This window comes from Marinobacter sp. PE14 (assembly GCF_053566155.1).
In genome coordinates this window covers 356,873-377,138 of sequence record NZ_JBQXNY010000003.1, presented here as the reverse complement: position 1 = coordinate 377,138, position 20,266 = coordinate 356,873, and the positions used below count along the sequence as shown (strand labels likewise).

Sequence of the window (20,266 nt, the reverse complement as noted above, 5' to 3'; positions counted from 1 at the left end):
GTATAACGCTGAACGAAGCGGCGCGTCTTACGCGTCCGCCTTCCGTGACTTGTTAGAGCTATTTGCGAGCAGGGCTTTATATCTTGTCGCCGAATCGACTAAGTCTAAATCACTGTATCGATCATTTGAGATTACTGGAAATGTAGAGTAAACAAGTTGAATAAAGTCCTCATAGTTTTTTTGTTTAGTTGCATCAATAACAAAATCAGCAATTTTCTTTTGCTCTTCTGTGAGCTCTATACTCCCTTTGTAGCTTGAAGAGAGTTTGAATAGCTGTTTTCTCCCACCATAAAAATTGGCAGTATTTTCTACGGATATCTCCTTGTCATCCCTAGCTAGCTTCACAAAGTCATCAACGTAAGGCCCGTAGTGATTAAAGTGCCACTTTGCATCTGTTATTTGCCGCCCGTGATCTATTGCGCTTTTCCAGTCCATCAAATATATCATCTTGGTAAGCCTAGATGCCGAAAGCTCCGTTTTGTGCGGGTACTCTTTTAACAAATACTTTACGATATTAGAGATCACGCTTTTCATTAAAAGCCCTCCTCTCTGGCAGACTCCAGAGTTGGAATATGCTCATCTAAAGACTCAATTAGAGCAGTTAGATTCGTTTTTTCTTGATCGTTTAGCAATCGCCTTAGCTTGCCAAATGGCAACCCGTTATTGTTCAGAGATTCAAATAATATAACCGCAGTCGTTTCATTCTTCGAATTTTTTAACCTTACTCCATAGAATGCGCGGCTTTTCATTCGTATTTTTTTTAACTCTTCTTCTGTGAAACTGTAGTTTTTCACATTATAGTCAATCCATTTTTGAAGATCTTCTTCAGGATCTGGGGCATCAGTGTCTTCAAAAACCCCCACTTCCCAAGCCCGAGATATCCCACCTTGCTCTCTTGGATAAAGTCGAGAGGGCTTGCTGTTGTAGATCTCATTCTCAGAGTACCGGCCAATACAAGAGAACAAGTTCATATCCAATTTGTACAAGCTCACTCTCTCATTAACAGTTAAACCAAGATGGTTGCTGTACGAATATAGCCAATTACTAAAAAGTCGATAGCAATTGATTGATTTGCTCTCACTCTCCTGCTTTAGAGCAGAATAAGACTCGTATAGTTCCTTACACTTTCGCCTCATCAACGCCAAGGTCACATGACTTCCGAGGCCGCTCCAGATCAGGCATACAACGCTCACAACAAGAACTACAATTAGCCAAGTTCCTGCAGAACACAATAACAAAAGATGCTCTCTCAAAACTTCGGGAAGCCAGCGTCTAACAGTAATTTGCAGGCTTTCAGGTATCCCTATATAGGCAAATCCTATCGCACTTATGATTGCAGGAATAAGACCTGCACCCGCAATTTTGTAGCCCCATCGCTTGTAAAATGACATTTCCTCAAGTGCAATTTCCATTAGTACTCGCTATGTCCTTTTGTTCCAGTCGCGCTCTAACGTTTGGCTTTGCGGTGTGCCGGAGCGTGGCGTAGGTATGTTCGACAACAGCCATTTGTTAGATATTTGATCAGCGATAAAACCTAGAAATTTAAAATTTTATTCAATAGCTCTTCTTTAGTAACGTTATCAATGTCAATTGAATCATCACTTCCAATGCTATTTCGATAGCCAGAAAGCTTAGCCTTTCCAATATCTTCGATGACTTGAAGGGCTCCTCGCAACGGCACCACAGAATAGTAGTCTGTGCGTTCTTGGCCCAAACTATCTCGGTAGGAGATTTCAAAAAATCTACTCAACTTTAATTCTGCATAAAAACCCTGTTTTTCAGCATACTGCTCAAACGTATTCGTGAAATCTATTAGTTTTTTACTGTTCCTATGACCTTTCAATGTAAACATCAGGCCTTCGGGATCCTGAGTGACTTCTGTAGCGGAAAAATAGCCGCGCATCGGTAATTCTGCCTCGATAATGTTCTTGCCGGTATCTTCCGGGTATAGCTTGACGCGCAACCACACCGCGTTGGATATATCCGCTGCTAATGCCGGGGCTCCCAGATTATAGACTCTGAGCTCTTCCTCAGAAAAACGTCCCGTTTCCGGATTTCTAACTTGAACCACGAATGCATGAATGCTCGGGCTTATGGATTGCTCCGCGACAATCAGCTGGGCTTCTGCCAGCTCGGTTTGTTTCCAAGACAGTAACACCTGCGATATTGAGACCAAGACGGCCATGACCCCCAATAAAGAAGCCGCGGCCGTTTCAAAATATATTTTGTTTTCTGTAAGCCACTTCTTCATGTAACTCTGCCCAAATCAAACTGATAATCTAACGCTACCGATTAGACGCGCCATTTTTTGGCGCCGCCTGAATTGGATTGTTAGAGCTGTCAGACTCCGCACCGGAGATAGCGTATATCCCAGCGATGGCGGTGAAAACTACAAAGATAAGGGCGCTGATCTTCGCAACTCGAAATGTTGTCTCTCCGCGCTTTACTCGCTCCCATTCCCGTTTGAGCGTTGCCTGACTTTCACTAACTAGAGACATCTCAAGGTCATGGAGATCGTCCGTCGTTGGTATGATTCCTTGGTCGAATGATTTCCTTATTTTTTCCAGTCGATTAACTAGTTCTACATGCTCCTTCGGATTGATACGAAGGAGCACCTTGCAGTACAACGCTTCACTCCGAACAATCTCAGGTTTAACTTTCTCAAACAGTTCTGTTTGGACAGCACCCTGTCCTTGAGAATCGTTCTCTACAACACGCATGTGCTGTGCGACAGCGTCAACGCATCCAATAAGTTCAGACAAATCATTTCTGAGTGCGTCAATCCATGCCTGGCGGAACTCGGAAGTCTTATGTTCCTTACTGATGATCAGGCCAATAAGTGATGCAATTGCGGTAATGCCTGCCGCAATAATTGCACCCAATGAGGTTGCATCAAAGTCCAAGAAAACTCCCTACTTCTCTAACGCTGAGCACAGCGGCGACCTTAGAATGGCGACGAAGGAGCCATGAAAAGGGCGTCCGGCGGCCGTAGGCCGCGTACTGCTGCGACTTGTTAAAAACTCCCGAAGACATCTTGGTACCAGAACTTGTCTTTGTCCTTGAACCAAGACTCATTCTCGGGAGTACAAAGTGCTGCGAGTGGCGTTGCTGGCAACCTGTAGCGCTCCAAGATAGCCAACAGATCCCTCATAGCTTGCTCGTCTACCTCTGATTCTTGGATATGCAGATAGCCGCGGTCGATGCTTTTTATACAAGGTATTTCCTGGGCCCAGGTAAAGAAGTGATCCTCGTCGAGCTGTGAATAGTAGATCACTGGCTGCGTATCAATTTTGAGCACGGTTCCCTCCGATTTTTAACGAAATATGTTCACGTGCCGGAGCGAAGCGCAGGTCGCGTGCAACGTGTTGTTAAACGGAACGTCCAGAAAGACTGTCATATTGCTCTTAGTCACAGGCCACTCCATATCCTGAAGACACCCCTGGGAAGCTCTCAGGCCAATCGTCAGCGCGGGCAACCAAGACCAGAAGACACTCAACAAAGGCGACCACGATCGAGCTTTGATCGGCTTTCCCTCAAGAGCCAGAGCAGACGCATCAAGCCGCGACTTATGCGTCTGCTCTGGCTCTTGAGGGTAGCAAGGAGAGCGCTCAACGGCGATCCGCATTATTTGTTTTCTTGCACCCGATTCCAGACTGAAAATAATACTGTTTATTTATACAGTTATTTACTCTAACCTACGGTGAAGCGGCAAGAAAACCTTTGCAATCAACCCACCGCTTTAACGCCTTGAATAAGCCGCCAATTTGAAGCGGTAGCGGAAAATTGGTCGGCTTCATTCACTGGTTAGGCGCTCTGACATCTCTTGATATTTCCGGCGAATGCCAATACGCCCTTCATTACAAAAATCCAAAAACTTTCTTTGTTCCTCGTTTCTACTTTTTATTGCGCCAGAAAGCCTATCGTGTGCATACTCAGACTTAGGCTCGACTTCAAGTCCTTTATTAAGCCATTCTTCCGCCTCGGAATAGAAACCCTTATTCTTAAACATATTTCCTATGTTATGAAGTATCCAAGCTTCCTTTCCTTGAGAAAGCTCTAGAGCTTTTTTACAAGAAGACATTGCCTTTTCATAAAGATCGAGCTGCACGCATGTGTTACTCAAATACCCCCAGTACGCGACCTCATCCGGATACTCTGTTACCAGTTTGTCGAGCAAATACAGTGCCTCTTTATTGCGTCCCACCTCTTGAAGAAGTCTCGCATATTTGTATAAAACGGATTTATTGCTAGGATATTTTAAGTACGAAGAGCTGATAGATTCTATGGCACCTTCTAAATCTTCTTTTTCTTCATGTAGTTCTGAAAGTGAAATTGCAACTTCAGGAACATCATTAAATCCATGTTTTGATAATGCCTCGATAGCGGAATCGATTCCACCATCGGTTTTTAAGCACTCTGATTTAATAATCATAAATTCGTTGTTTTCCGGATATTTCTCCAAGGAGCTATTTATTATTTCTAACGAATAATTAGTGTAGGTTTCCCAAAGAAACATTCGTGCAATAAGTGCAACTATTTTTGGTTCGCCTTCATTTGCCTTGGCAATCTCCAAAAGAGGATCCAATCCTGACACTTCATCCTCTTTGAAGTTCACATACGCGAGCCAAGCGTTAGCTTCTATAAGATCCGTCCCTGATTTTTCTTTTATTTCTTCCTTAATCTTATCTCTCGCTAATGAGAATTTATTGTCAACAAGATCAAATATCCAATCACCATTTTTACTCTTTCTATCTTCCTCAGCCTCGTCTGCTTCATTTTCTTTATCTTGAGATGTTAATAGAGGAAGCTTTTTTATTGTTTGTCGTATTTGATTACATGCTGGCCCACAAGCAGCCTGTAGACTCCCATCTTTTCGGCTTGGATCGTATTTTCCGGGAGTCACCCCTAACAAATCGGTGGGCAAACGAAAATCAGATCCGTCTGGTGTGACGAAGAAAACTCTATCTCGGCCTAGATGACCTATAAATAATCCAAACTCGAAAATTACGTTGTCACGAATTGTGTTGTTTTCTTTGCCCCGAATCGTAGTGATGTCATCAGGCGTAAAAACAAAGATCCCAAAATCTGAGTTATCAACCACGCCTGACAGGGATTCAATTGTGGTTTGAGAAAGCTCAAATATCCCTTGGTCCCATACTGTCGATTCAGCATCATATGTTAAGTTTTGCTGAATGGCATATGCGACGCTCAATCCTTCCACTGATGAACCTATGAATATTCGGGGCTTCATATTTATCCTTATAAAACACAAGTATTTTTATGAGTGCCTAACGCTTTTGTTTAGCGGCGCCCCGACAGGGGCGTCCGGTGGAGGCCGTAGGCCGGAACGAACTACAACAACTTGTTAGGAGGTTGTCGGATCAAACTCAATCATTCGGCTAACTTGAAACACTCCGTAGAAGATAACGTAGCCCAATGTGAACATCATTAAGGCTCCCAGCTTTAAAGACTCAGCTGTTGGAGTACCGATGCCGAGCACAGCACCAACCTGTTCGATAAAAAGATAATCTCCAAAGTACCAAAGGACGCCGGCAGTAAAGCATGAAACCGATAAGACAGCGCCTATGAGCTGGGTTACAACGAGTGAAACACGCTCTTTATCCCCGTCCCCTATCCAATGGAAAAACATGATCAGCGCCGCATGGATTCCGAAAATCACGCCCAATTTTGGTTGATCCGCATCGCCAAATATAAGCTTGACCGAGGCAAAGCATATAAATATTGGTAGCGCCCAATAGAGCCTAGACTCGGCCACAAAAAAAGAAAAATGACTTGCCATTGCACAATAGACGACAACTAAATAATAGAAGAAACCAACCATCGCTATACGGAGAATGCTCGATATTTCTCGGCTAAGATCATAGCCAACAATAGGTATAGCAACTGGGGTATCGATATTTACAAGGTAGAAGGCGCATAAAAATGGCAAGGCGACACCCAAGTTATAAAATGGGTTCTCGACTATTTTTTGCGATATACCAAAGCTTGGTAACATTTACTCTCCTAACGAAATATGTTCACGTGCCGGAGCGAAGCGCAGGTCGCGTGCAACGTGTTGTTAAACGGAACGTCCAGAAAGACTGTCATATTGCTCTTAGTCACAGGCCACTCCATATCCTGAAGACACCCCTGGGAAGCTCTCAGGCCAATCGTCAGCGCGGGCAACCAAGACCAGAAGGCACTCAACAAAGGCGACCACGATCGAGCTTTGATCGGCTTTCCCTCAAGAGCCAGAGCAGACGCATCAAGCCGCGACTTATGCGTCTGCTCTGGCTCTTGAGGGTAGCAAGGAGAGCGCTCAACGGCGATCCGCATTATTTGTTTTCTTGCACCCGATTCCAGACTGAAAATAATACTGTTTATTTATACAGTTATTTACTCTAACCTACGGTGAAGCGGCAAGAAAACCTTTGCAATCAACCCACCGCTTTAACAGCTAATTATACGAACGCGTTCGTATATCACCCGTTCGTAAAACTCCATTCAAACGCGCTCAAGAAAAAACGAGCTTCTCTATTAAAAACAGTATCTTGAGCACCAATTCCCACGGCTACCGCCGGAGTTATACGCCCTCTTTTGAGCAACTCCTGCCCCTACCGTGGGCGTATAACTCCGCCCAGATTTCTTCCACTTTCCAACCCTATCAGATAGTTACCGACATTTCTCATGTGACATCTGGAGTTATGCGAACGCGTGCGTATAACTCCAGCGCCCGGCGCTTCGGCACTACCCTCCCACCCACATACCTGAGATACTCATCTATACCCGCGAAACAGGATGTACCGGTCGTTTCCATGCGCCGGAGGGTGGGCAAGATTGCTCCCCATTCGACAGGCGGAGCACAGGGAAACAAAACGACAGGAGGTCACTCCCATGAAACGCATTGCTGTCTGCTTTGATGGCACCTGGAACCGCCCGGAAGAAATCCTGGGGGAGGACTTTCCCACCAACGTTCTGCAATTTGCCCGCGCCATCCGGCCTACCGACGGTAACGGGGTGGAACAGGTGGTGTTCTACGACTGGGGCATTGGCTCCTATCACGATTCACTCCGGGCCGGCGCCACCGGGTACGGGCTGGAGAAGAACGTGATGGACGGCTACCGGTTTCTGGTGCACAACTACGAGCCCGGCGACGAGATTTTCCTGTTCGGGTTCAGCCGCGGCGCCTACACGGCCCGCAGCCTGTGCGGGATGATCAATAATTGCAGCATTCTGCGAAAAGAACACGGCAGCCGGATCGAGGAGGCCTTCAAGCTTTACAAAACCAAGAAGCACAAGGCCAACGGCGACCATTCCATGGCCTGGAAGGCGAAATATTCGCTGGAGCAGCGCACGCCCATCCGGTTTGTCGGGGTGTGGGATACCGTGGGCGCCCTGGGCCTGCCCTTTACTTTTTTCGGCCTGATCAAGGATCGGGACCTGTTCTACGATTGCAAGATCGGCAGCAACATTCGCGTCGCCCGCCACGCCCTCTCGCTGGACGAGCAGCGGGAGGATTTTGAGCCCACGCTCTGGGACCCGCGACACGGCACTGATCTGGCGCAGGTGTGGTTTGCCGGGGTGCACTCGGACGTCGGCGGAGGTTACGAGCCAGACAAGCAGGGTCGCACCCTGGCGGATATCCCCCTGCTGTGGTTGAAAGAAGAAGCGCAAAAACACGCCCTGGTGTTCAACGATTCCCTGCCCGCCGTAACCCACGCCAATGCCGAACAGCACAATGAGTACAAGGGCAAGTACAAGCTGCTGGGCAAGCTGCTGCGGGAGATCCCCCCGCCCGAGACCAACCGCACCTGGGTGCATCCCAGTGTGAAAGAGCGCTATGCCGGCGGCTACCGCAGCGAGCCGATCGAGCAGTACAACAAGATCCACGGCCAATGGCCACCGCTCTGGCCGGGATAAGCCCGCGCGTTATCCGCCTGGTTTTTGATAGACTCCGCAGCCACAGAGTATCGTTCGGTCGTGCCGGGCGGTTGTTCACCAATGGGGGCTGTAAGTTGTGAAGAGTTGGATTTTTCTGGGCGTTGCCATCGTAGCGGAAGTGATAGCCACCACCGGCCTGAAAGCCAGTGAAGGGTTCACCAAACTCTGGCCCAGCCTGCTGGTGATCGCCGGCTATACAATTGCCTTTTACTTCCTCTCGCTGACCCTGAAGGAAATTCCCGTGGGCGTGGCCTATGCCATCTGGGCAGGGATGGGCGTTGTGCTGGTGGCACTTATCGGCTGGCTGATTTACGGGCAGGCTTTGGATGCCGCCACTGTGATTGGTATGGCGCTGATCATCACGGGTGTTGCAGTGATCAATCTGTTTTCCAAGTCAGTCGCTCACTAACCTGTCGGTAAAACCGGAGCCTCCATGCATCTCCCTTTCTGGCTGACCACGACCCTTCTCTTTCCGGTACTGCTCTACCAGGGCAAGCGGGCGCGCCGCACAACGCCCAGGCTGCCGGAGGCGGGGGGCTCTCCGTGCGGTCAATATGGCGAAGGCACTCCCGACAGGCGAGTCCTGGTGATTGGCGAATCCACGGCGGCCGGCGTGGGCGTTGAAACCCACGATCAGGGCCTGGCCGGCCAGTTGGCAAGGGAAATCCACGAGCGCACGGGCCAGACCATTGCCTGGCACACCTTCGGGGTCAACGGCATTCGGCTTGCGGCGTTGATTCAAAAGCTGGAAACCGCCGAACTGCCAGAGGCGGATGTGGTGCTCTTGAGCATGGGAGTGAACGACACCACGGGCTTCACGCCCCGCTTTCGTTTCCGCCGGCAGTTGCGGGCATTGCGCCAACTGCTCGCATCCCGTTATCCGGGGCCTGTTCTGCTTCTTAGCGTGCCGCCCATGCATCTGTTTACGGCACTGCCTTCGCCGCTCCGGCATGTGATGGGATGGCGGGCCCGGCAGTTGGATAAGCTCTATATCCGCCTTGCACAGCAGTTTCCCAAAGACTTCAAGCAGCTGAAGTACCCGGTGGTCACGGATCCGGCGCTGCTTGCCAGTGACGGTTATCATCCTGGCAAGCGGGGCTACCAGTACATTGCTGAGGCACTGGCAGACAAAGCTATCCCTGAACAACTTTTCAGTAGCGATAGCCAGGCCAACTGATATAGTAAATAGATCCAGCCAAATCCCGTTCTGGTGGTAGTAGGGAGAAGCGTGCAGACAGGAAGCGCGTTTTACTGCTGTCAGCCTAACCTGCCAAATCCGATCTCCTCTGAGTTAGCCCGAAGGGCGATGGCCTAACGGCCTTGTGAATCGCTTTCTAGCCTAACTAGTTGTGCCGCAGGGTCTCTGTCATTGAGGAGTGATGAGATGAAAACTGCTCTTTGTCTGTTCCGATCCAGCCTTTCCGTTGTTGCGGTGGCCTGCCTTGGTTTTGCCAATGTCGCCATCGCGGCCGACCTGCAGGTTTTCACCGGAGTCCCGGTCGCCGTCGGTAGCGGCACAGTACGCGTGGAAGTCACGACAAACGGGATGAACGAACCTGAATCTGTGTCTGTCATTATGACCAAAGAGGCGCTTCAGGGACTGCCTGCTGTTCAGGGCGAGAGAATGGTCTGGGAGTTCTCATTACCCATGCCGGACGCCGGCCCGCAAACGGGCTACGATCACGTTGTCCTTGACTGGAACCCTGCTGGCCATATCCCGGAAGGGGTTTACAACGTTCCCCATTTTGACGTGCATTTCTACCTGATCAGCAATGGTGAGCGTGAAGCGATTACCTTCCATGGCAAAGGCCGTGAATTGGCCATGGCGGCACCAGACCCGCAGCTGATTCCGGCTGGTTATGTCATCCCTCCAGATACGGCCGTGGACAAGATGGGAATGCACGGCCTGGACCCTGCCGGGCATGAATTCCATGGCCGACCGTTCAGCCACAATTTCATCTACGGCTATTACAAAGGCGAGCTGATGTTCGTTGAGCCGATGGTATCGCTGGCTTTTCTGGAGTCGCTTCCGGAGATGACCTCACCGGTAAAGCAACCCCAGCGGTATAGCTACCCGGCGTGGTACCCGGCGACCTATCGGATTGGATTTGATGCCGTGAAAAGTGAATACACCATCGCGCTCCAGGATCTGGAGAGGTCTGACTGAGGGTCCGGCAAGAATGCACTTCAGGATCTCATTACGAATGACCTGTGCATTTTTTGAACAAGGGGCTAAATTAAGGAATGTGCCGATCCTCGGCACATTCTCCGGCATAAGCATTAACGTTCCGGAAAGAACGATCCAGTACCTCACGGAAGGATATTCTTATGGCTTATGTGACAATTGATGGCAACAAATATGAGAAAGAGCTCATTGATCTGGCCGTAAAACACACCACGGGTCGGGGCGAGGGCAAAATCTCGGTCGACGAAGCAAAAGACCTTTTTAAGTCCGCTAAGGATGGACAAGGCGTTACAGATACAGAAATGGCAACGCTGAAGTATATTCGTGGAGCTTATGAGTTTACCGATGCGGGTGCCAAAGCGTTCGATGCAGAGCTATCCAAGCTCTGACACACCCGGTTGAGCGGGACCGTTGAGTCCCAGGAAGCGAAGGGCCTGTCTCCGCCGCAGTAGACAGGCCCACTTTCTTCACTCAATTTTATGTAGGCGTTCGCCAATCCTGTTAAGGCGCCAGCTTGCGCTTCAGCGCCCGGGAAACTGATACCGGAAGGCTGGGTAGTGCCCGCAGCATCCAGGGCAGTACACGGCGTTTCACGCCGCTGAGTGATTCGGGGATCATGGCCTCTATCAGGTGCGGCCCGGGCATTCTCTGTGCGTATTCCAGGGCTTTTGCCATTTCCTCGGCGGTGTGCACCCGCACGCCGTGAACGCCCATGCCATTGGCCATTTCCGCGAAGTTGATCACCGGGCCGCGCAGGTCCAGCTGGGATTTGGCTTTCTCACCGGCCTCTTCCGCGCCTACCCGCTCCAGCTCGATGTTGAGCACGGAGTAGGAGGCGTTGTTGAAGATGATGGAGGTTACGTTCAGCTGTTCCCGGGCCATGGTCCACAGGGCCTGGATGGTGTACATGGCGGTGCCGTCACCGATCAGGGCGATAACCGGCCGGTCCGGGCAGGCCACGGCGGCACCCACGGCATTGGGCAGGCCCTGGCCGATGGCGCCGCCGGTGAGGGTGATCATGTCGTGGCGGGGTGCGCCGGCCGTCATTACCGAGAGCATCAGGCTGGAAGTGATGCCCTCGTCTACGATTATCGCGTTTTCCGGTATCAGTTCGCCTACCGCCTTGCAGACTTTCTCGGCAGTCAGCTTGCCCCGTGGCCGGCCCGGTCGCTTCTCTGGCTGGAGCTTCGGCTCGGCCTGGCTGGCGCCAACGGCGTCATTGAGTTTGTTCAGGCTCGCCAGAATGTCCTGGTCCGGGGCGGCAAGGGTGTGTACCTGGCAGGAATCCGGCACGAGGTAGCTCTTCTTGCCGGGATAGGCGAAGAAGGAAACCGGCGCCTTAGCGTCCACCAGGATCAGTTGTTCCACATCCGTCAGTTGCACCGTGGCCAATTCGGCCAAGTAGGCCAGGCGCTCGATGTAAGGCAGGCCTGCGCCCCGTTCCATGCGGGTGGGGAAGGTTTCCGCCAGCAAGGTAACGCCGCTGTGTGCGGCCAGTTTGGCGGCCGCCAGCATGCTCGGTTCGCGCAGGGAATGACCGCCCATCAGCAGGGCGGTTTTCTTGCCAGAGCGGATCGCCTTGGCAATGGCTTCCACTGTGGCATCGTCTGCCGGCTCCGGTGTTGGCGGTGCCATGGGTGCGCTGGGCACACCGCCCTCCCCCCAGGACACATCGGCCGGCAATATCAATGTGGCTACCTGCCCGGGCGCTGTGCGGGCAGCCGCAATGGCTTCGGCGGCGTCCTGGCAGAGGGTTTCCGTGCTCTTGGCGGTGCGCACAAACCCCGGGGACACGTTACGGGCTACGGTCTCGATATCCGACTGTAGCTGGGCATCGTATTTCACGTGGTAGGTGGCGTGGTCGCCCACAATGTTCAACACCGGCACTTTGCCCTTGCGGGCGTTGTGCAGGTTGGCCAGGCCGTTGCCCAGCCCGCAGCCCAGGTGCAACAGGGTGGCGGCAGGTTTGTCGGCCATGCGCGCGTAGCCGTCTGCGGCGCCGGTGGCTACCCCCTCGAACAGGGCAAGCACCGCCCGCATTTTGGGTTCGTCATCCAGGGCGGCCACAAAATGCATCTCGCTGGTGCCGGGGTTGCTGAAGCAGACCTCAACGCCGGCATCCACCAGGGTTTTCATCAGGGCTTGTGCGCCGTTTGTCATTGTTGTTCTCCAAGCTTTCCGGGTTCGGGGTTTTGGTTATGTGTTTTGCCCACAGTATTCAGCCTCCGGCCACAATGGCGCGGACCGCTGCCCGGGCTGTCATGATGCAGCCAGGCAGGAAGGTGCCTTCCAGGGAACGTTTGCCGTTCGCACCGCCGCCGCCAAAGCCTGCCGCCTCGCCGACACAATAGAGGCCTTCAACCGGCTGCCCGTGGGCGCCCAGGACTCGGCTCTGCAGGTCGGTTTGCAGGCCACCCAGGCTTTTGCGGGTAATCAGCTGCATGCGGATGGCGATGAAGGGGCCCGCGCCGGATTTTTGCAGCGGGGCTGGTTTGCAAGTGCGCAGGCGGTCCGGCTTCCATTCCCGGGCATGTTGGATCATCCGGATTTGGGGATCGTCATGGAGACTGGTGCCTGCCGCGAAATTGGCATCAAACGCATCGGCGGTGGCCTTGAGCGTTGCCGGGTTGATGTCGTTGGAGCAGGTCAGCGCGTTCATCTTGCCGGCCAGATCCGTCAGGCTTTCGGCCACCAGGAAATCCCTGCTCTCATGCTGCATCTGCCGAATCAGGGCGTGGTTGCCCAGCAACAGCTCTTTCACAAACTGGGGGAACTGCTTGTCCCGGATGCGGGCGTTGTGCTCGGCGCCGGAGATGGCGAACTCCTTGGCGGCGATTCGCCAGTTGAGCAGGTGCCAGGTCCAGGGTTTTTCCTGTTCTGCCACGCGCTGGCACAACCAGTGGGTATCGAAGCCGGTCACCAGGGGTTCCGGGCCAATTCGCTCACCCAGATGGTTTAGCCACAGGGCCGATTTGCAGGGGATGGTGGATAGGCCGTGGCCGGGAAAGTGAGGGTATGGATGCGGGAAGCCGGCCGCGTAGTTCCACATTTCGCCGGCGTGGGTAATCCGGCCCCCGAGGGTGTCGGCCACCCAGTGATGCATGCGGCCGTCGGCATTGGGATGAGCACCGTTCAACATGCGTGAGGGTTGCGGGCGATCGACCGGCCAGTTAGCGCGGCATTCCTTGTGGCTGCCGTTGATGCCGCCGGTGGCCAGCACCACGGACGAAGCGGCGAAGCGGACTTCCTCACCCGTGGCCTCGTTAATGGCCAGGGCGCCGCTGACTTTTCCCGCCTGGTGGTCCAGTTCGGTAATTCGATGCTGGTGCAGCAGTGTGAGTTTGCCGCTGGTGTTCTCCCGGTGCAGCGCCGTCATCAGGCACCGGACCAGTTCCCGGGCGGTGCCCCACACCACATGGTAACGGGGCAAACGATTACCATCGCCAAAACGTCCACGTTCAACCCAATTCACGGCGGGCAAAAACTTGATCCCTTCGTTGCTGAGCCAGTCGTAGACCTCTGAGCGTGAATGCTCCACATAGTAGCGGGCCCATTGCAGGGGCAATTCATCATCGGCCGCCAGTTCGCCAAAGCTGAGCCAGTCTTCCAGGGCGATCTCCGGTGTGTCGGCAATCTTCATGCGTTTCTGCAACGGCGTGCCCACCAGCATCATGCCGCCAAAGGCCCACAGAGCCAGGCCTCCCATGCGCTCTTCGGTATCCCGGTCTGCCAGGGTTACGGACTTGCCTGCGCGCAGGCCTTCCAGAGCCGCGACAATACCGGCCAGCCCGCCGCCGACCACCAGAATGTCTGAGGAAATCACCTTGGCCATATCGCATCCGACCCGATTGCAATGAGTTGTCAGCTTTAAAGATATACCGGTACCATGGCTTTAAAATTGACTTCAGAGGCCAACAAAATTGACTTTAGAGGCCACGGTTTCCATTGGCTGGGTTAACACCGTGATCGGTGCTGCCGAGAGGCTGTCTTTAAACGCCGACCAACTGCTGGCAGAAGCTGGCATTCCGGAAGCCGCCTGCGAACTGGAACGCTGGCCGATCGACGATATTACCCGGCTCTGGCACGCCGCCGAACGCTGCACCGGTGACCCGGGCTTTGGTTTGAAGGTGGGTGCGGAGTTTTCTCCGATGAGTATCAGCGGCGTCGGGTTTGCTCTGCAGTCCGCCGCCACTCTGCGGGAGGCCATCGTGATGGTGCAGCGTTTCCAGCGGCTGATCTCCGATGGTGGGCGTTTCCAGGTTGTCGCCGGCAACGCTGCTACCTGGCTGGTTTACCATCCCAGACAGGGCCGGCTGGCATTCAGCCCGCATCAGATCGAAGCGGTGCTGGCCTCAGTGGTGGGCTTCGGGAGCTGGGTCACGGGAACCCGGATGCAACCGGCCCGGGTGCAATTCAGCCAACCGCGGCTGGGGCCGTTGGCGGGGTATCAGACGGTATTCAACTGCCCGGTAGAGTTCGAGCAGGCTTTCAGCGGCGTACAGATCGACAACGCCGTTCTTGACCAGCCCCTGCCCCAGGCAGACCCCCAGCTTGCCCAGGTGCATGAGCGCTACACCAATGCCCGCCTTGCCGCGCTCTCCATCAACAGTGCCTCAGTGCCGGAAATACGCAGATGGCTGACCGCCCGGATCGGACCGGTTCTGCCTCGCCGGGCAGACGCAGCCGAAGCCCTGGGCATCAGCGAACGCAGCCTGGCCCGGCGGCTCCGGGAACAGGGCCAAACCTTCGATGGGCTGGTTGACGACGTACGCCGTGAAAAAGCCCTGCAGGCGGTCGCCGATTCCAGCTCTTCCCTCCCGGAAATCGCCGAGGCGCTGGGGTTTGCCGAGGTAAGCACGTTTTACCGCGCGTTCCGCCGCTGGACGGGCATGCCGCCGGTGCGGTGGCGCAAGCAGCACAGCTCGGCTTGAGCGAGATGTGTTATTTGGGCGAATCGACTGTTCCCGGCTGCCCGGACAACTGAAGCTGGTCCCTCCCGCCTTTCTTGGCTAGATACAGAGCTTCATCGGTCGAGTTAATAAGATCATCCGGGTTGCAGCCATGCTCCGGCGCGGTTGCCAACCCTGAAGAAAAACGAACAACCAACTGCAGGTTGCCAAGGGTCAGCTCCATGGGGCTGTTCTTTCGGCGCCATTCGGTCATTCGCTGGTGTGCATCGGCCATTGAAAGCCCCGGCATCATAATCAGGAATTCCTCACCACCCCACCGGCAAACCACGTCTTCCTTGCGCATGCCATGGGACAGCAGCCGACTGAATTCCACGAGCACCTGATCGCCCGCAGCGTGACCGTGTTCGTCGTTCAGCTGTTTGAAGTGATCAAGGTCCACCATCATCAGGGTTACAGGATAGTGCCCCCGCTGCGCCCTGCTCAGTTCACGGTTGAGGCTTTCCAGAAGGTAGCGTCGGTTAAATAGATTGGTCAGGGGATCGCGGATGGCCTCTTCCTGAAGCTGCTGCTGGAGGCGACGGTTCTCGGCCAGTTGGAGTTCCAGGGACTCATTAGTCTTTTTCAGCGCCACTTCGGCATTGCGCCGGGCGGTTATATCCCGGGAGATGCCGCAGATATACACCGTGCTGCCATCCTTGCCCAACAGCGGTGAAATACTGGTTTCGAAGATGGTAAGCGGCGCCGAATCGAAGCCTTCGGTGGTCTCTTCGTACCGGATCATTTCGCCAGCGTCTATTGCCCGGGCGTAGTTGTCGGCTATTCGCCGGTTCAGCTCAGGGTCTGGAACGATTTCGTCCAGGAACCGCCCACAAAGCATCTCGTCAGTCTGTTGCATGAACCTGTCCATAGCTTCATTGCAATAGACAAGGCGATACCGTTCGCCCTCCAGCCGCAAAAGAAAAACATGATCAGACATGGTATCGAGCATGCCCGTGAGCAGATGAATATCGGCCGGCTCAACTTCGTTTACCGTTGATGTCACAGTGTAAGATCCGTGTTTTGCTGAGACTGATTAACGCCTGACTATAGCCCAACCTGCCACATCGGGTAATAGCCAGACTGCAATTTCATGTTGAGCAACCGCGAACCAACAAGTAACCTGCTGATCAGACACCAGAGCCTGAGGCACCATGAAGCCTGACTCCCATCAGCTCCCAGACAATGCCATTGGCGCGACGAGTTCGCAGTCGACCTCAGACACCCCTGAGCACGTTGCTGAGCTGATTCACCGTGTGGCTCGGAAAGACCGCGAGGCTTTCGCCCTCCTCTACCAGGCAACTGCTCCGAAACTTCTGGGCACCGTGTTGCGTATCCTCAGAGACAGAGGATGGGCAGACGATGTTATCCAGGACAGTTACCTCAAGATCTGGCAGAAAGCCGGGCAATTTCAGGACGGCAAATCCTCGCCGATCACCTGGCTGGTTTCGATTGCCCGTAACAGTGCTATTGATGAGCTGCGCAAACACCCCGCCGGACGGACCACGAACAGCGATGAGCTGGATGAGATGCCAGGCCGACAGACATCAGCTCAGGAACAGCTGGAAGACCAGCGGGCGGCAAATCAACTGAATCACTGCATCGACCAACTGGAAAAAGACCGGCAGGACATGGTGCGCCTGGCCTACCTCAACGGATGGTCCCGGGAGGACCTGGCAAGCCAGTTTGAACAGCCGATCAACACGGTAAAGACCTGGCTTCACCGCGCCCTGAAACAGCTCAAAAGGTGCCTCGAATCATGACTGAACGCGACGACCTGGACATGCTGGTTGCAGAGTTCGTTCTGGGCACATTGCCAGTCTCGGAGCGGGCGTATCTTGAAAGCCGGCGCAATGAGGATCCGGAGGTAGATGCGCTGATTCTGCAATGGGAAGAGCGGTTGGGCAGGCTGGCTGAAGAAACCGAGCCCGTTCAGCCCTCGCCGGCGCTGTTCGCAAAGATCGAGAAGGCTCTGGACCGCGTGGAATCGACGCCTCGCGAGGCTGGCGAAACGTCCAACGTGGTTGCTCTGCGCAGCCAACTGAACCGCTGGCGCTGGAGCACGGCAATTGCCTCGGCGGCCGCCCTGGTTCTCGTGGCCATTCTGGCGTTCCAGCCGCAGCCCGAGCCGCAAGCCCAGTCGTTTGTAGCGGTTTTCCAGAACAACGATGAACAGCCGGCCTTCCTGCTGACGGTGGACCTGAAGGAGCAACGGCTGAATATCCGGCCGGTGACGGCCGAGCCAAGGCCCGGAAAATCCTATCAGTTGTGGATCAAGGCAGACGAGCTGGGTCCAAACCCTCGCTCAGTGGGCGTTCTGGGCAACGATTTCGCACTGGATGAAGGGGCATTGAGCAATTACGACCCTGCCCTGCTCAAGGAGGCCACGTTCGGTATCAGCGTCGAGCCCGAAGGCGGCTCGCCCACCGGACAGCCCACCGGACCGGCGATTCACGGTTACCTCTACCCCACCGACGGGAACAACCCATAGGCAGGCGCCAAAAAAATTTACCGTGCCTGAAACTTTGCGCATCCGCTCCCGTAGCTCCAGTTAACCCGCCCAATAACAACCCGACGGGCGGGAAACACTGACACTCAGGAGAACGCAATGAACAAGCACGCAAAAACTTCCGCACTTCTAGCCGCCCTGGTTTCTGGCGCTTTCGCAACGGGTTCAGCGTTGGCCGCTGAACACAAGGCCGGGGTCTGGACCAACGACCAGTCTGTTGCCAACGGCGTTGTATCCGCCAGAAAGGTAGTTGCCGAACAGAATGGCTGGCTGGTGGTTCACCGCACCGACGAAGCCATGAAGCCGGGCCCTGTTGTCGCCCACGCGCCGTTGCGCAAAGGCATGAACATGGACGTTGCCGCCATCCTGACCGAGGAAGTGCAATCCGGTGACATGCTGATGCTGATGGTTCACAGCGAAGACGGCGGCATGAAAACCGGCATTTTCGAATACACCCTGGGCGCCAAGGAAGACGGCCCGATCAAGAAGGATGGCAAGCTGGTGATGTCGACCATCACAGCACAATAACCGCTGGCGTTATTGTCGGCTGCTGAGCTGAATGGCGGATGCAGCCGGCAACTCAAACCGTTTTCTTCATCCGCGGCTACCCTTACTTTCCATCTCCTTTGACCCCCAACCGGTCCAGATACAGGTGAAGTTCTGCCTCGCTCATATCAACGTACTCAAGCACTCGGCCATACAGCATGGCTGTCGGCACATTACGGCCGTTCAGCTCACGCTGGGTTTCCTGCAGAACGTAAAGGATGATGCGTTCGGTGCGGGTGAGGCCGTCGCGAACGTCGGGAATGACTTCAAGGAGGGCATGGCGATCGTCGGAAAATTCCATCAGGTACTCAGAGTGAAGCCGCTGTCTGGTACATGGTAGCAGGCCGGCAGCGAAGCCCACAGGGGCAACGCTGCCTCCTGGCAACGGATCAGATCTGCTTGTAGACCACCTCGGAAAGACGGCTGCGGTTGCCATCGGTGTCCAGGGTGCGGATCGCGAAGTACCAGGTGCCTTCGGTGAGCTCGTCTACCAGCAACTCGTCAACGGAGGCATCGCCGATCGCCAGGCTCTGGTCCAGGTTTTCGGCGCTGGAACCATAGACCACCTCGAAGCCTGCGATTTCGCCCATGGCCAGGCTCTCGCCATTTTCGCGGGTTAGCGGTGCGGTCCAGCTCAGCAGTGCTGTATTTTCAGGAGCGGTTTCCTCGGGCGTCGTTTCGGTGACGGGCTCGCTGGTTTCAGTGTCTGTTCCTGTGTCCGCTACGGTTTCGTCGGTGGTTGTATCGGTGGTTGTATCACCGCCTGTAGTCGACTCACCTGACGTATCGGGCTCAGTTGTACCCGCAACCTGCTCGTCGGTTGAACCTGTTGAGGTATCGGTCGAGGTATCGGTGCTGGTATCGGTTGAGGTGTCAGTGGTGCTGCCGGAATCAGTTCCAGCGGTTTCATCGCCACCGGTGGTTCCGTCGGTAGTGTCACCGGAATCGGCAACGTCGGTGTCACTTTCTTCGTTAACATCGGCTATGGTTTTGAAGCGCTGTACATTGCGGTGTTCAACAACGGCCAATCTCTGGCTAATGACGCTTGAATCCACTGCATTCTGGAGCTCTGAAGACTGCAATGCAGCAGCACTGACCAGATCCGCCAGCGCTACATTGGTACCGTCACCCATAACGCTGATCTGGCCGGTAGCGCTCACCTGTGAACTGACATCAGCCAACACATCCGAAATCGAATCCCATTGGGCGTTGTCATTGACCAGAGCCAGGAATGCCGCGTTGGCAATGGCCACCTGAATGGCGTCAGCGGATACGCCGGTCATGTCGTCCAGATTGGTGAGGTCCGGCGGTGTCAGGCGCAGTGCGCCGGCCGGAAGGCCGAACCAGTTTTCGACTGTTGTGTAAGCATTGGAAATGGCAACCGGTGAAAGGCCGTCACCACTGCGCTCCGCCAGAGTTACAGCCAAGTGGGTCAGCGGCGTGAGGTTTACGGTTTCCATGCGCAGGTCGCCGGCACCACGCAGGCTGAAACTGCTATCCAGAGGCATGGTCTGGCCAAACGCCACCGGCGCACTACCAGCCTGATCGCATTGAGGCACAACATCGCAGATCATACGGGTGCTGCCATCAGCCGTAAGTTCAACGAGGGCCCAGCCCTCGGCCTTGCCCCGGAGCTGCCACTCATAACTGCCATCGTCAGCCGTCAGCACCGGTTTTGCTGCCTGGCGTTGGGGCGCGTAAAAGCCGTCCTTGTCCGCAATCAGGCGGTTGGCAACCACCAGACCCTGCTGGATGACGCCCTTGACCGCTGCGCCGGCAATCTGGACCGTCGGCTCGGCAGTGACCGAGGACTGTGTGGCGGTGTCTTCGTCACTTGAAATGTCCAGACCGCAGCCCGAAAGCAGAACAGCCGCAGGAAACATCAGCAGTCCTTGCTTCGTTAGTTTTTTGCCGCAATATGACATTTTCTCGCACCAATTATTTGACGAATTTGAGCGAATCTTACAGCGGCAGTTTTCGGTTATATGCGGCGCAGTTCCGGATTTTTCAGCCGGACCCCGTCAGGAAATTGGCGGTTACGGAGGGATACACGTTGTGATGGAAGGTTACAGCACGGAGCCCGGACTTCCGAACATAAAGCATTGTTTTAATGCAGCTTTTCACAATTCGATTAAATCT

The 20,266-nt window shown here is 54.2% G+C and carries 21 protein-coding genes; 9 read left to right on the top strand and 12 right to left on the bottom strand.

All coding sequences use genetic code 11. The annotated features are described in order from the left end of the window. Window positions 1-27: 27 nt before the first annotated feature. From ACWJ62_RS12455 to ACWJ62_RS12425, 7 genes are all read right to left on the bottom strand, one after another. Window positions 28-534, bottom strand: a complete 507-nt coding sequence (locus tag ACWJ62_RS12455; protein WP_286810104.1) for a Panacea domain-containing protein — start codon at window positions 532-534, stop codon at window positions 28-30. Beyond that, window positions 534-1,412: a hypothetical protein gene (locus tag ACWJ62_RS12450; RefSeq protein WP_449286467.1), complete on the bottom strand. Its 879-nt coding sequence runs from the start codon at window positions 1,410-1,412 to the stop codon at window positions 534-536. Before ACWJ62_RS12450 ends, ACWJ62_RS12455 begins: the two co-directional genes overlap by 1 nt. A 122-nt stretch (window positions 1,413-1,534) precedes the next feature. Beyond that, window positions 1,535-2,251, bottom strand: a complete 717-nt coding sequence (locus ACWJ62_RS12445) for a hypothetical protein (RefSeq protein WP_449286466.1) — start codon at window positions 2,249-2,251, stop codon at window positions 1,535-1,537. Window positions 2,252-2,285: 34 nt separating this feature from the next. Then, complete coding sequence (locus tag ACWJ62_RS12440; RefSeq protein WP_449286465.1) at window positions 2,286-2,903, bottom strand: hypothetical protein; 618 nt, start codon at window positions 2,901-2,903, stop codon at window positions 2,286-2,288. A 110-nt stretch (window positions 2,904-3,013) separates the two neighbouring features. Continuing rightward, complete coding sequence (locus tag ACWJ62_RS12435; RefSeq protein ID WP_449286464.1) at window positions 3,014-3,298, bottom strand: hypothetical protein; 285 nt, start codon at window positions 3,296-3,298, stop codon at window positions 3,014-3,016. A 495-nt stretch (window positions 3,299-3,793) separates the two neighbouring features. Then, on the bottom strand, window positions 3,794-5,251 hold the full coding sequence (locus tag ACWJ62_RS12430) for a TIR domain-containing protein (protein ID WP_449286463.1): 1,458 nt from the start codon (window positions 5,249-5,251) through the stop codon (window positions 3,794-3,796). A gap of 114 nt (window positions 5,252-5,365) precedes the next feature. Continuing rightward, entirely contained in the window at window positions 5,366-6,016 is a 651-nt protein-coding gene (locus ACWJ62_RS12425; protein WP_449286462.1) for a hypothetical protein, read from the bottom strand. Window positions 6,017-6,894: 878 nt separating this feature from the next. Here ACWJ62_RS12425 and ACWJ62_RS12420 point away from each other — a divergent pair. From ACWJ62_RS12420 to ACWJ62_RS12400, 5 genes are all read left to right on the top strand, one after another. Beyond that, entirely contained in the window at window positions 6,895-7,920 is a 1,026-nt protein-coding gene (locus ACWJ62_RS12420; protein WP_449286461.1) for a DUF2235 domain-containing protein, read from the top strand. A 97-nt stretch (window positions 7,921-8,017) separates the two neighbouring features. After that, on the top strand, window positions 8,018-8,350 hold the full coding sequence (locus ACWJ62_RS12415; RefSeq protein WP_008175853.1) for an SMR family transporter: 333 nt from the start codon (window positions 8,018-8,020) through the stop codon (window positions 8,348-8,350). 24 nt (window positions 8,351-8,374) lie between these two features. Then, window positions 8,375-9,118 carry an SGNH/GDSL hydrolase family protein gene (locus ACWJ62_RS12410; protein WP_449286460.1) on the top strand — a complete coding sequence of 248 codons (744 nt, stop codon included), beginning with the start codon at window positions 8,375-8,377 and terminating at the stop codon, window positions 9,116-9,118. Between the two features lie 207 nt (window positions 9,119-9,325). Beyond that, on the top strand, window positions 9,326-10,108 hold the full coding sequence (locus ACWJ62_RS12405) for a DUF5602 domain-containing protein (RefSeq protein WP_449286459.1): 783 nt from the start codon (window positions 9,326-9,328) through the stop codon (window positions 10,106-10,108). 161 nt (window positions 10,109-10,269) lie between these two features. Next, window positions 10,270-10,515 carry a hypothetical protein gene (locus tag ACWJ62_RS12400; RefSeq protein ID WP_349521300.1) on the top strand — a complete coding sequence of 82 codons (246 nt, stop codon included), beginning with the start codon at window positions 10,270-10,272 and terminating at the stop codon, window positions 10,513-10,515. Between the two features lie 112 nt (window positions 10,516-10,627). On the opposite strand, the gene ACWJ62_RS12395 is transcribed toward ACWJ62_RS12400, so the two are convergent. Continuing rightward, window positions 10,628-12,286 (bottom strand): acetolactate synthase large subunit, encoded by a 1,659-nt coding sequence (locus ACWJ62_RS12395; RefSeq protein ID WP_449286458.1) that lies wholly within the window; start codon window positions 12,284-12,286, stop codon window positions 10,628-10,630. A 58-nt stretch (window positions 12,287-12,344) separates the two neighbouring features. Next, a complete protein-coding gene (locus ACWJ62_RS12390; RefSeq protein ID WP_449286457.1) occupies window positions 12,345-13,958 on the bottom strand; it encodes an FAD-dependent oxidoreductase in 1,614 nt (537 codons plus the stop codon). An 88-nt stretch (window positions 13,959-14,046) separates the two neighbouring features. Between ACWJ62_RS12390 and ACWJ62_RS12385 the strand changes: the two genes are divergently transcribed. Further along, window positions 14,047-15,057 carry an AraC family transcriptional regulator gene (locus tag ACWJ62_RS12385; RefSeq protein ID WP_449286456.1) on the top strand — a complete coding sequence of 337 codons (1,011 nt, stop codon included), beginning with the start codon at window positions 14,047-14,049 and terminating at the stop codon, window positions 15,055-15,057. 10 nt (window positions 15,058-15,067) lie between these two features. On the opposite strand, the gene ACWJ62_RS12380 is transcribed toward ACWJ62_RS12385, so the two are convergent. Then, window positions 15,068-16,078: a diguanylate cyclase gene (locus ACWJ62_RS12380; protein WP_449286455.1), complete on the bottom strand. Its 1,011-nt coding sequence runs from the start codon at window positions 16,076-16,078 to the stop codon at window positions 15,068-15,070. A 148-nt stretch (window positions 16,079-16,226) separates the two neighbouring features. Between ACWJ62_RS12380 and ACWJ62_RS12375 the strand changes: the two genes are divergently transcribed. The 3 genes from ACWJ62_RS12375 (at window position 16,227) to ACWJ62_RS12365 (ending at window position 18,109) form a co-directional block, all read left to right on the top strand. Beyond that, window positions 16,227-16,835: a sigma-70 family RNA polymerase sigma factor gene (locus tag ACWJ62_RS12375; protein WP_449286454.1), complete on the top strand. Its 609-nt coding sequence runs from the start codon at window positions 16,227-16,229 to the stop codon at window positions 16,833-16,835. Then, the gene (locus tag ACWJ62_RS12370; RefSeq protein ID WP_449286453.1) at window positions 16,832-17,563 is read left to right on the top strand and encodes an anti-sigma factor; all 732 of its coding nucleotides are present in this window, start codon (window positions 16,832-16,834) and stop codon (window positions 17,561-17,563) included. The genes ACWJ62_RS12375 and ACWJ62_RS12370 overlap by 4 nt, the downstream gene beginning before the upstream one ends. A gap of 117 nt (window positions 17,564-17,680) precedes the next feature. Further along, on the top strand, window positions 17,681-18,109 hold the full coding sequence (locus tag ACWJ62_RS12365) for a DUF7282 domain-containing protein (RefSeq protein ID WP_449286452.1): 429 nt from the start codon (window positions 17,681-17,683) through the stop codon (window positions 18,107-18,109). Between the two features lie 82 nt (window positions 18,110-18,191). Here the strand turns inward: ACWJ62_RS12365 and ACWJ62_RS12360 are convergent, their stop codons facing one another. Together ACWJ62_RS12360 and ACWJ62_RS12355 are read right to left on the bottom strand one after the other, a co-directional pair. Then, window positions 18,192-18,428 carry a hypothetical protein gene (locus tag ACWJ62_RS12360; protein WP_449286451.1) on the bottom strand — a complete coding sequence of 79 codons (237 nt, stop codon included), beginning with the start codon at window positions 18,426-18,428 and terminating at the stop codon, window positions 18,192-18,194. An 88-nt stretch (window positions 18,429-18,516) separates the two neighbouring features. Continuing rightward, window positions 18,517-20,010 carry a hypothetical protein gene (locus ACWJ62_RS12355; RefSeq protein ID WP_449286450.1) on the bottom strand — a complete coding sequence of 498 codons (1,494 nt, stop codon included), beginning with the start codon at window positions 20,008-20,010 and terminating at the stop codon, window positions 18,517-18,519. Window positions 20,011-20,266 lie beyond the last annotated feature (256 nt).

Excerpts from the sequence above, each read along its gene's own strand:
- ACWJ62_RS12455 (WP_286810104.1), bottom strand. The coding sequence starts at position 534 with ATGAAAAGCGTGATCTCTAATATCGTAAAGTATTTGTTAAAAGAGTAC.
- ACWJ62_RS12450 (WP_449286467.1), bottom strand. The coding sequence starts at position 1,412 with ATGGAAATTGCACTTGAGGAAATGTCATTTTACAAGCGATGGGGCTAC.
- ACWJ62_RS12445 (WP_449286466.1), bottom strand. The coding sequence starts at position 2,251 with ATGAAGAAGTGGCTTACAGAAAACAAAATATATTTTGAAACGGCCGCG.
- ACWJ62_RS12430 (WP_449286463.1), bottom strand. The coding sequence starts at position 5,251 with ATGAAGCCCCGAATATTCATAGGTTCATCAGTGGAAGGATTGAGCGTC.
- ACWJ62_RS12425 (WP_449286462.1), bottom strand. The coding sequence starts at position 6,016 with ATGTTACCAAGCTTTGGTATATCGCAAAAAATAGTCGAGAACCCATTT.
- ACWJ62_RS12420 (WP_449286461.1), top strand. The coding sequence starts at position 6,895 with ATGAAACGCATTGCTGTCTGCTTTGATGGCACCTGGAACCGCCCGGAA.
- ACWJ62_RS12410 (WP_449286460.1), top strand. The coding sequence starts at position 8,375 with ATGCATCTCCCTTTCTGGCTGACCACGACCCTTCTCTTTCCGGTACTG.
- ACWJ62_RS12405 (WP_449286459.1), top strand. The coding sequence starts at position 9,326 with ATGAAAACTGCTCTTTGTCTGTTCCGATCCAGCCTTTCCGTTGTTGCG.
- ACWJ62_RS12400 (WP_349521300.1), top strand. The coding sequence starts at position 10,270 with ATGGCTTATGTGACAATTGATGGCAACAAATATGAGAAAGAGCTCATT.
- ACWJ62_RS12395 (WP_449286458.1), bottom strand. The coding sequence starts at position 12,286 with ATGACAAACGGCGCACAAGCCCTGATGAAAACCCTGGTGGATGCCGGC.
- ACWJ62_RS12390 (WP_449286457.1), bottom strand. The coding sequence starts at position 13,958 with ATGGCCAAGGTGATTTCCTCAGACATTCTGGTGGTCGGCGGCGGGCTG.
- ACWJ62_RS12375 (WP_449286454.1), top strand. The coding sequence starts at position 16,227 with ATGAAGCCTGACTCCCATCAGCTCCCAGACAATGCCATTGGCGCGACG.
- ACWJ62_RS12370 (WP_449286453.1), top strand. The coding sequence starts at position 16,832 with ATGACTGAACGCGACGACCTGGACATGCTGGTTGCAGAGTTCGTTCTG.
- ACWJ62_RS12365 (WP_449286452.1), top strand. The coding sequence starts at position 17,681 with ATGAACAAGCACGCAAAAACTTCCGCACTTCTAGCCGCCCTGGTTTCT.
- ACWJ62_RS12360 (WP_449286451.1), bottom strand. The coding sequence starts at position 18,428 with ATGGAATTTTCCGACGATCGCCATGCCCTCCTTGAAGTCATTCCCGAC.
- ACWJ62_RS12355 (WP_449286450.1), bottom strand. The coding sequence starts at position 20,010 with ATGTTTCCTGCGGCTGTTCTGCTTTCGGGCTGCGGTCTGGACATTTCA.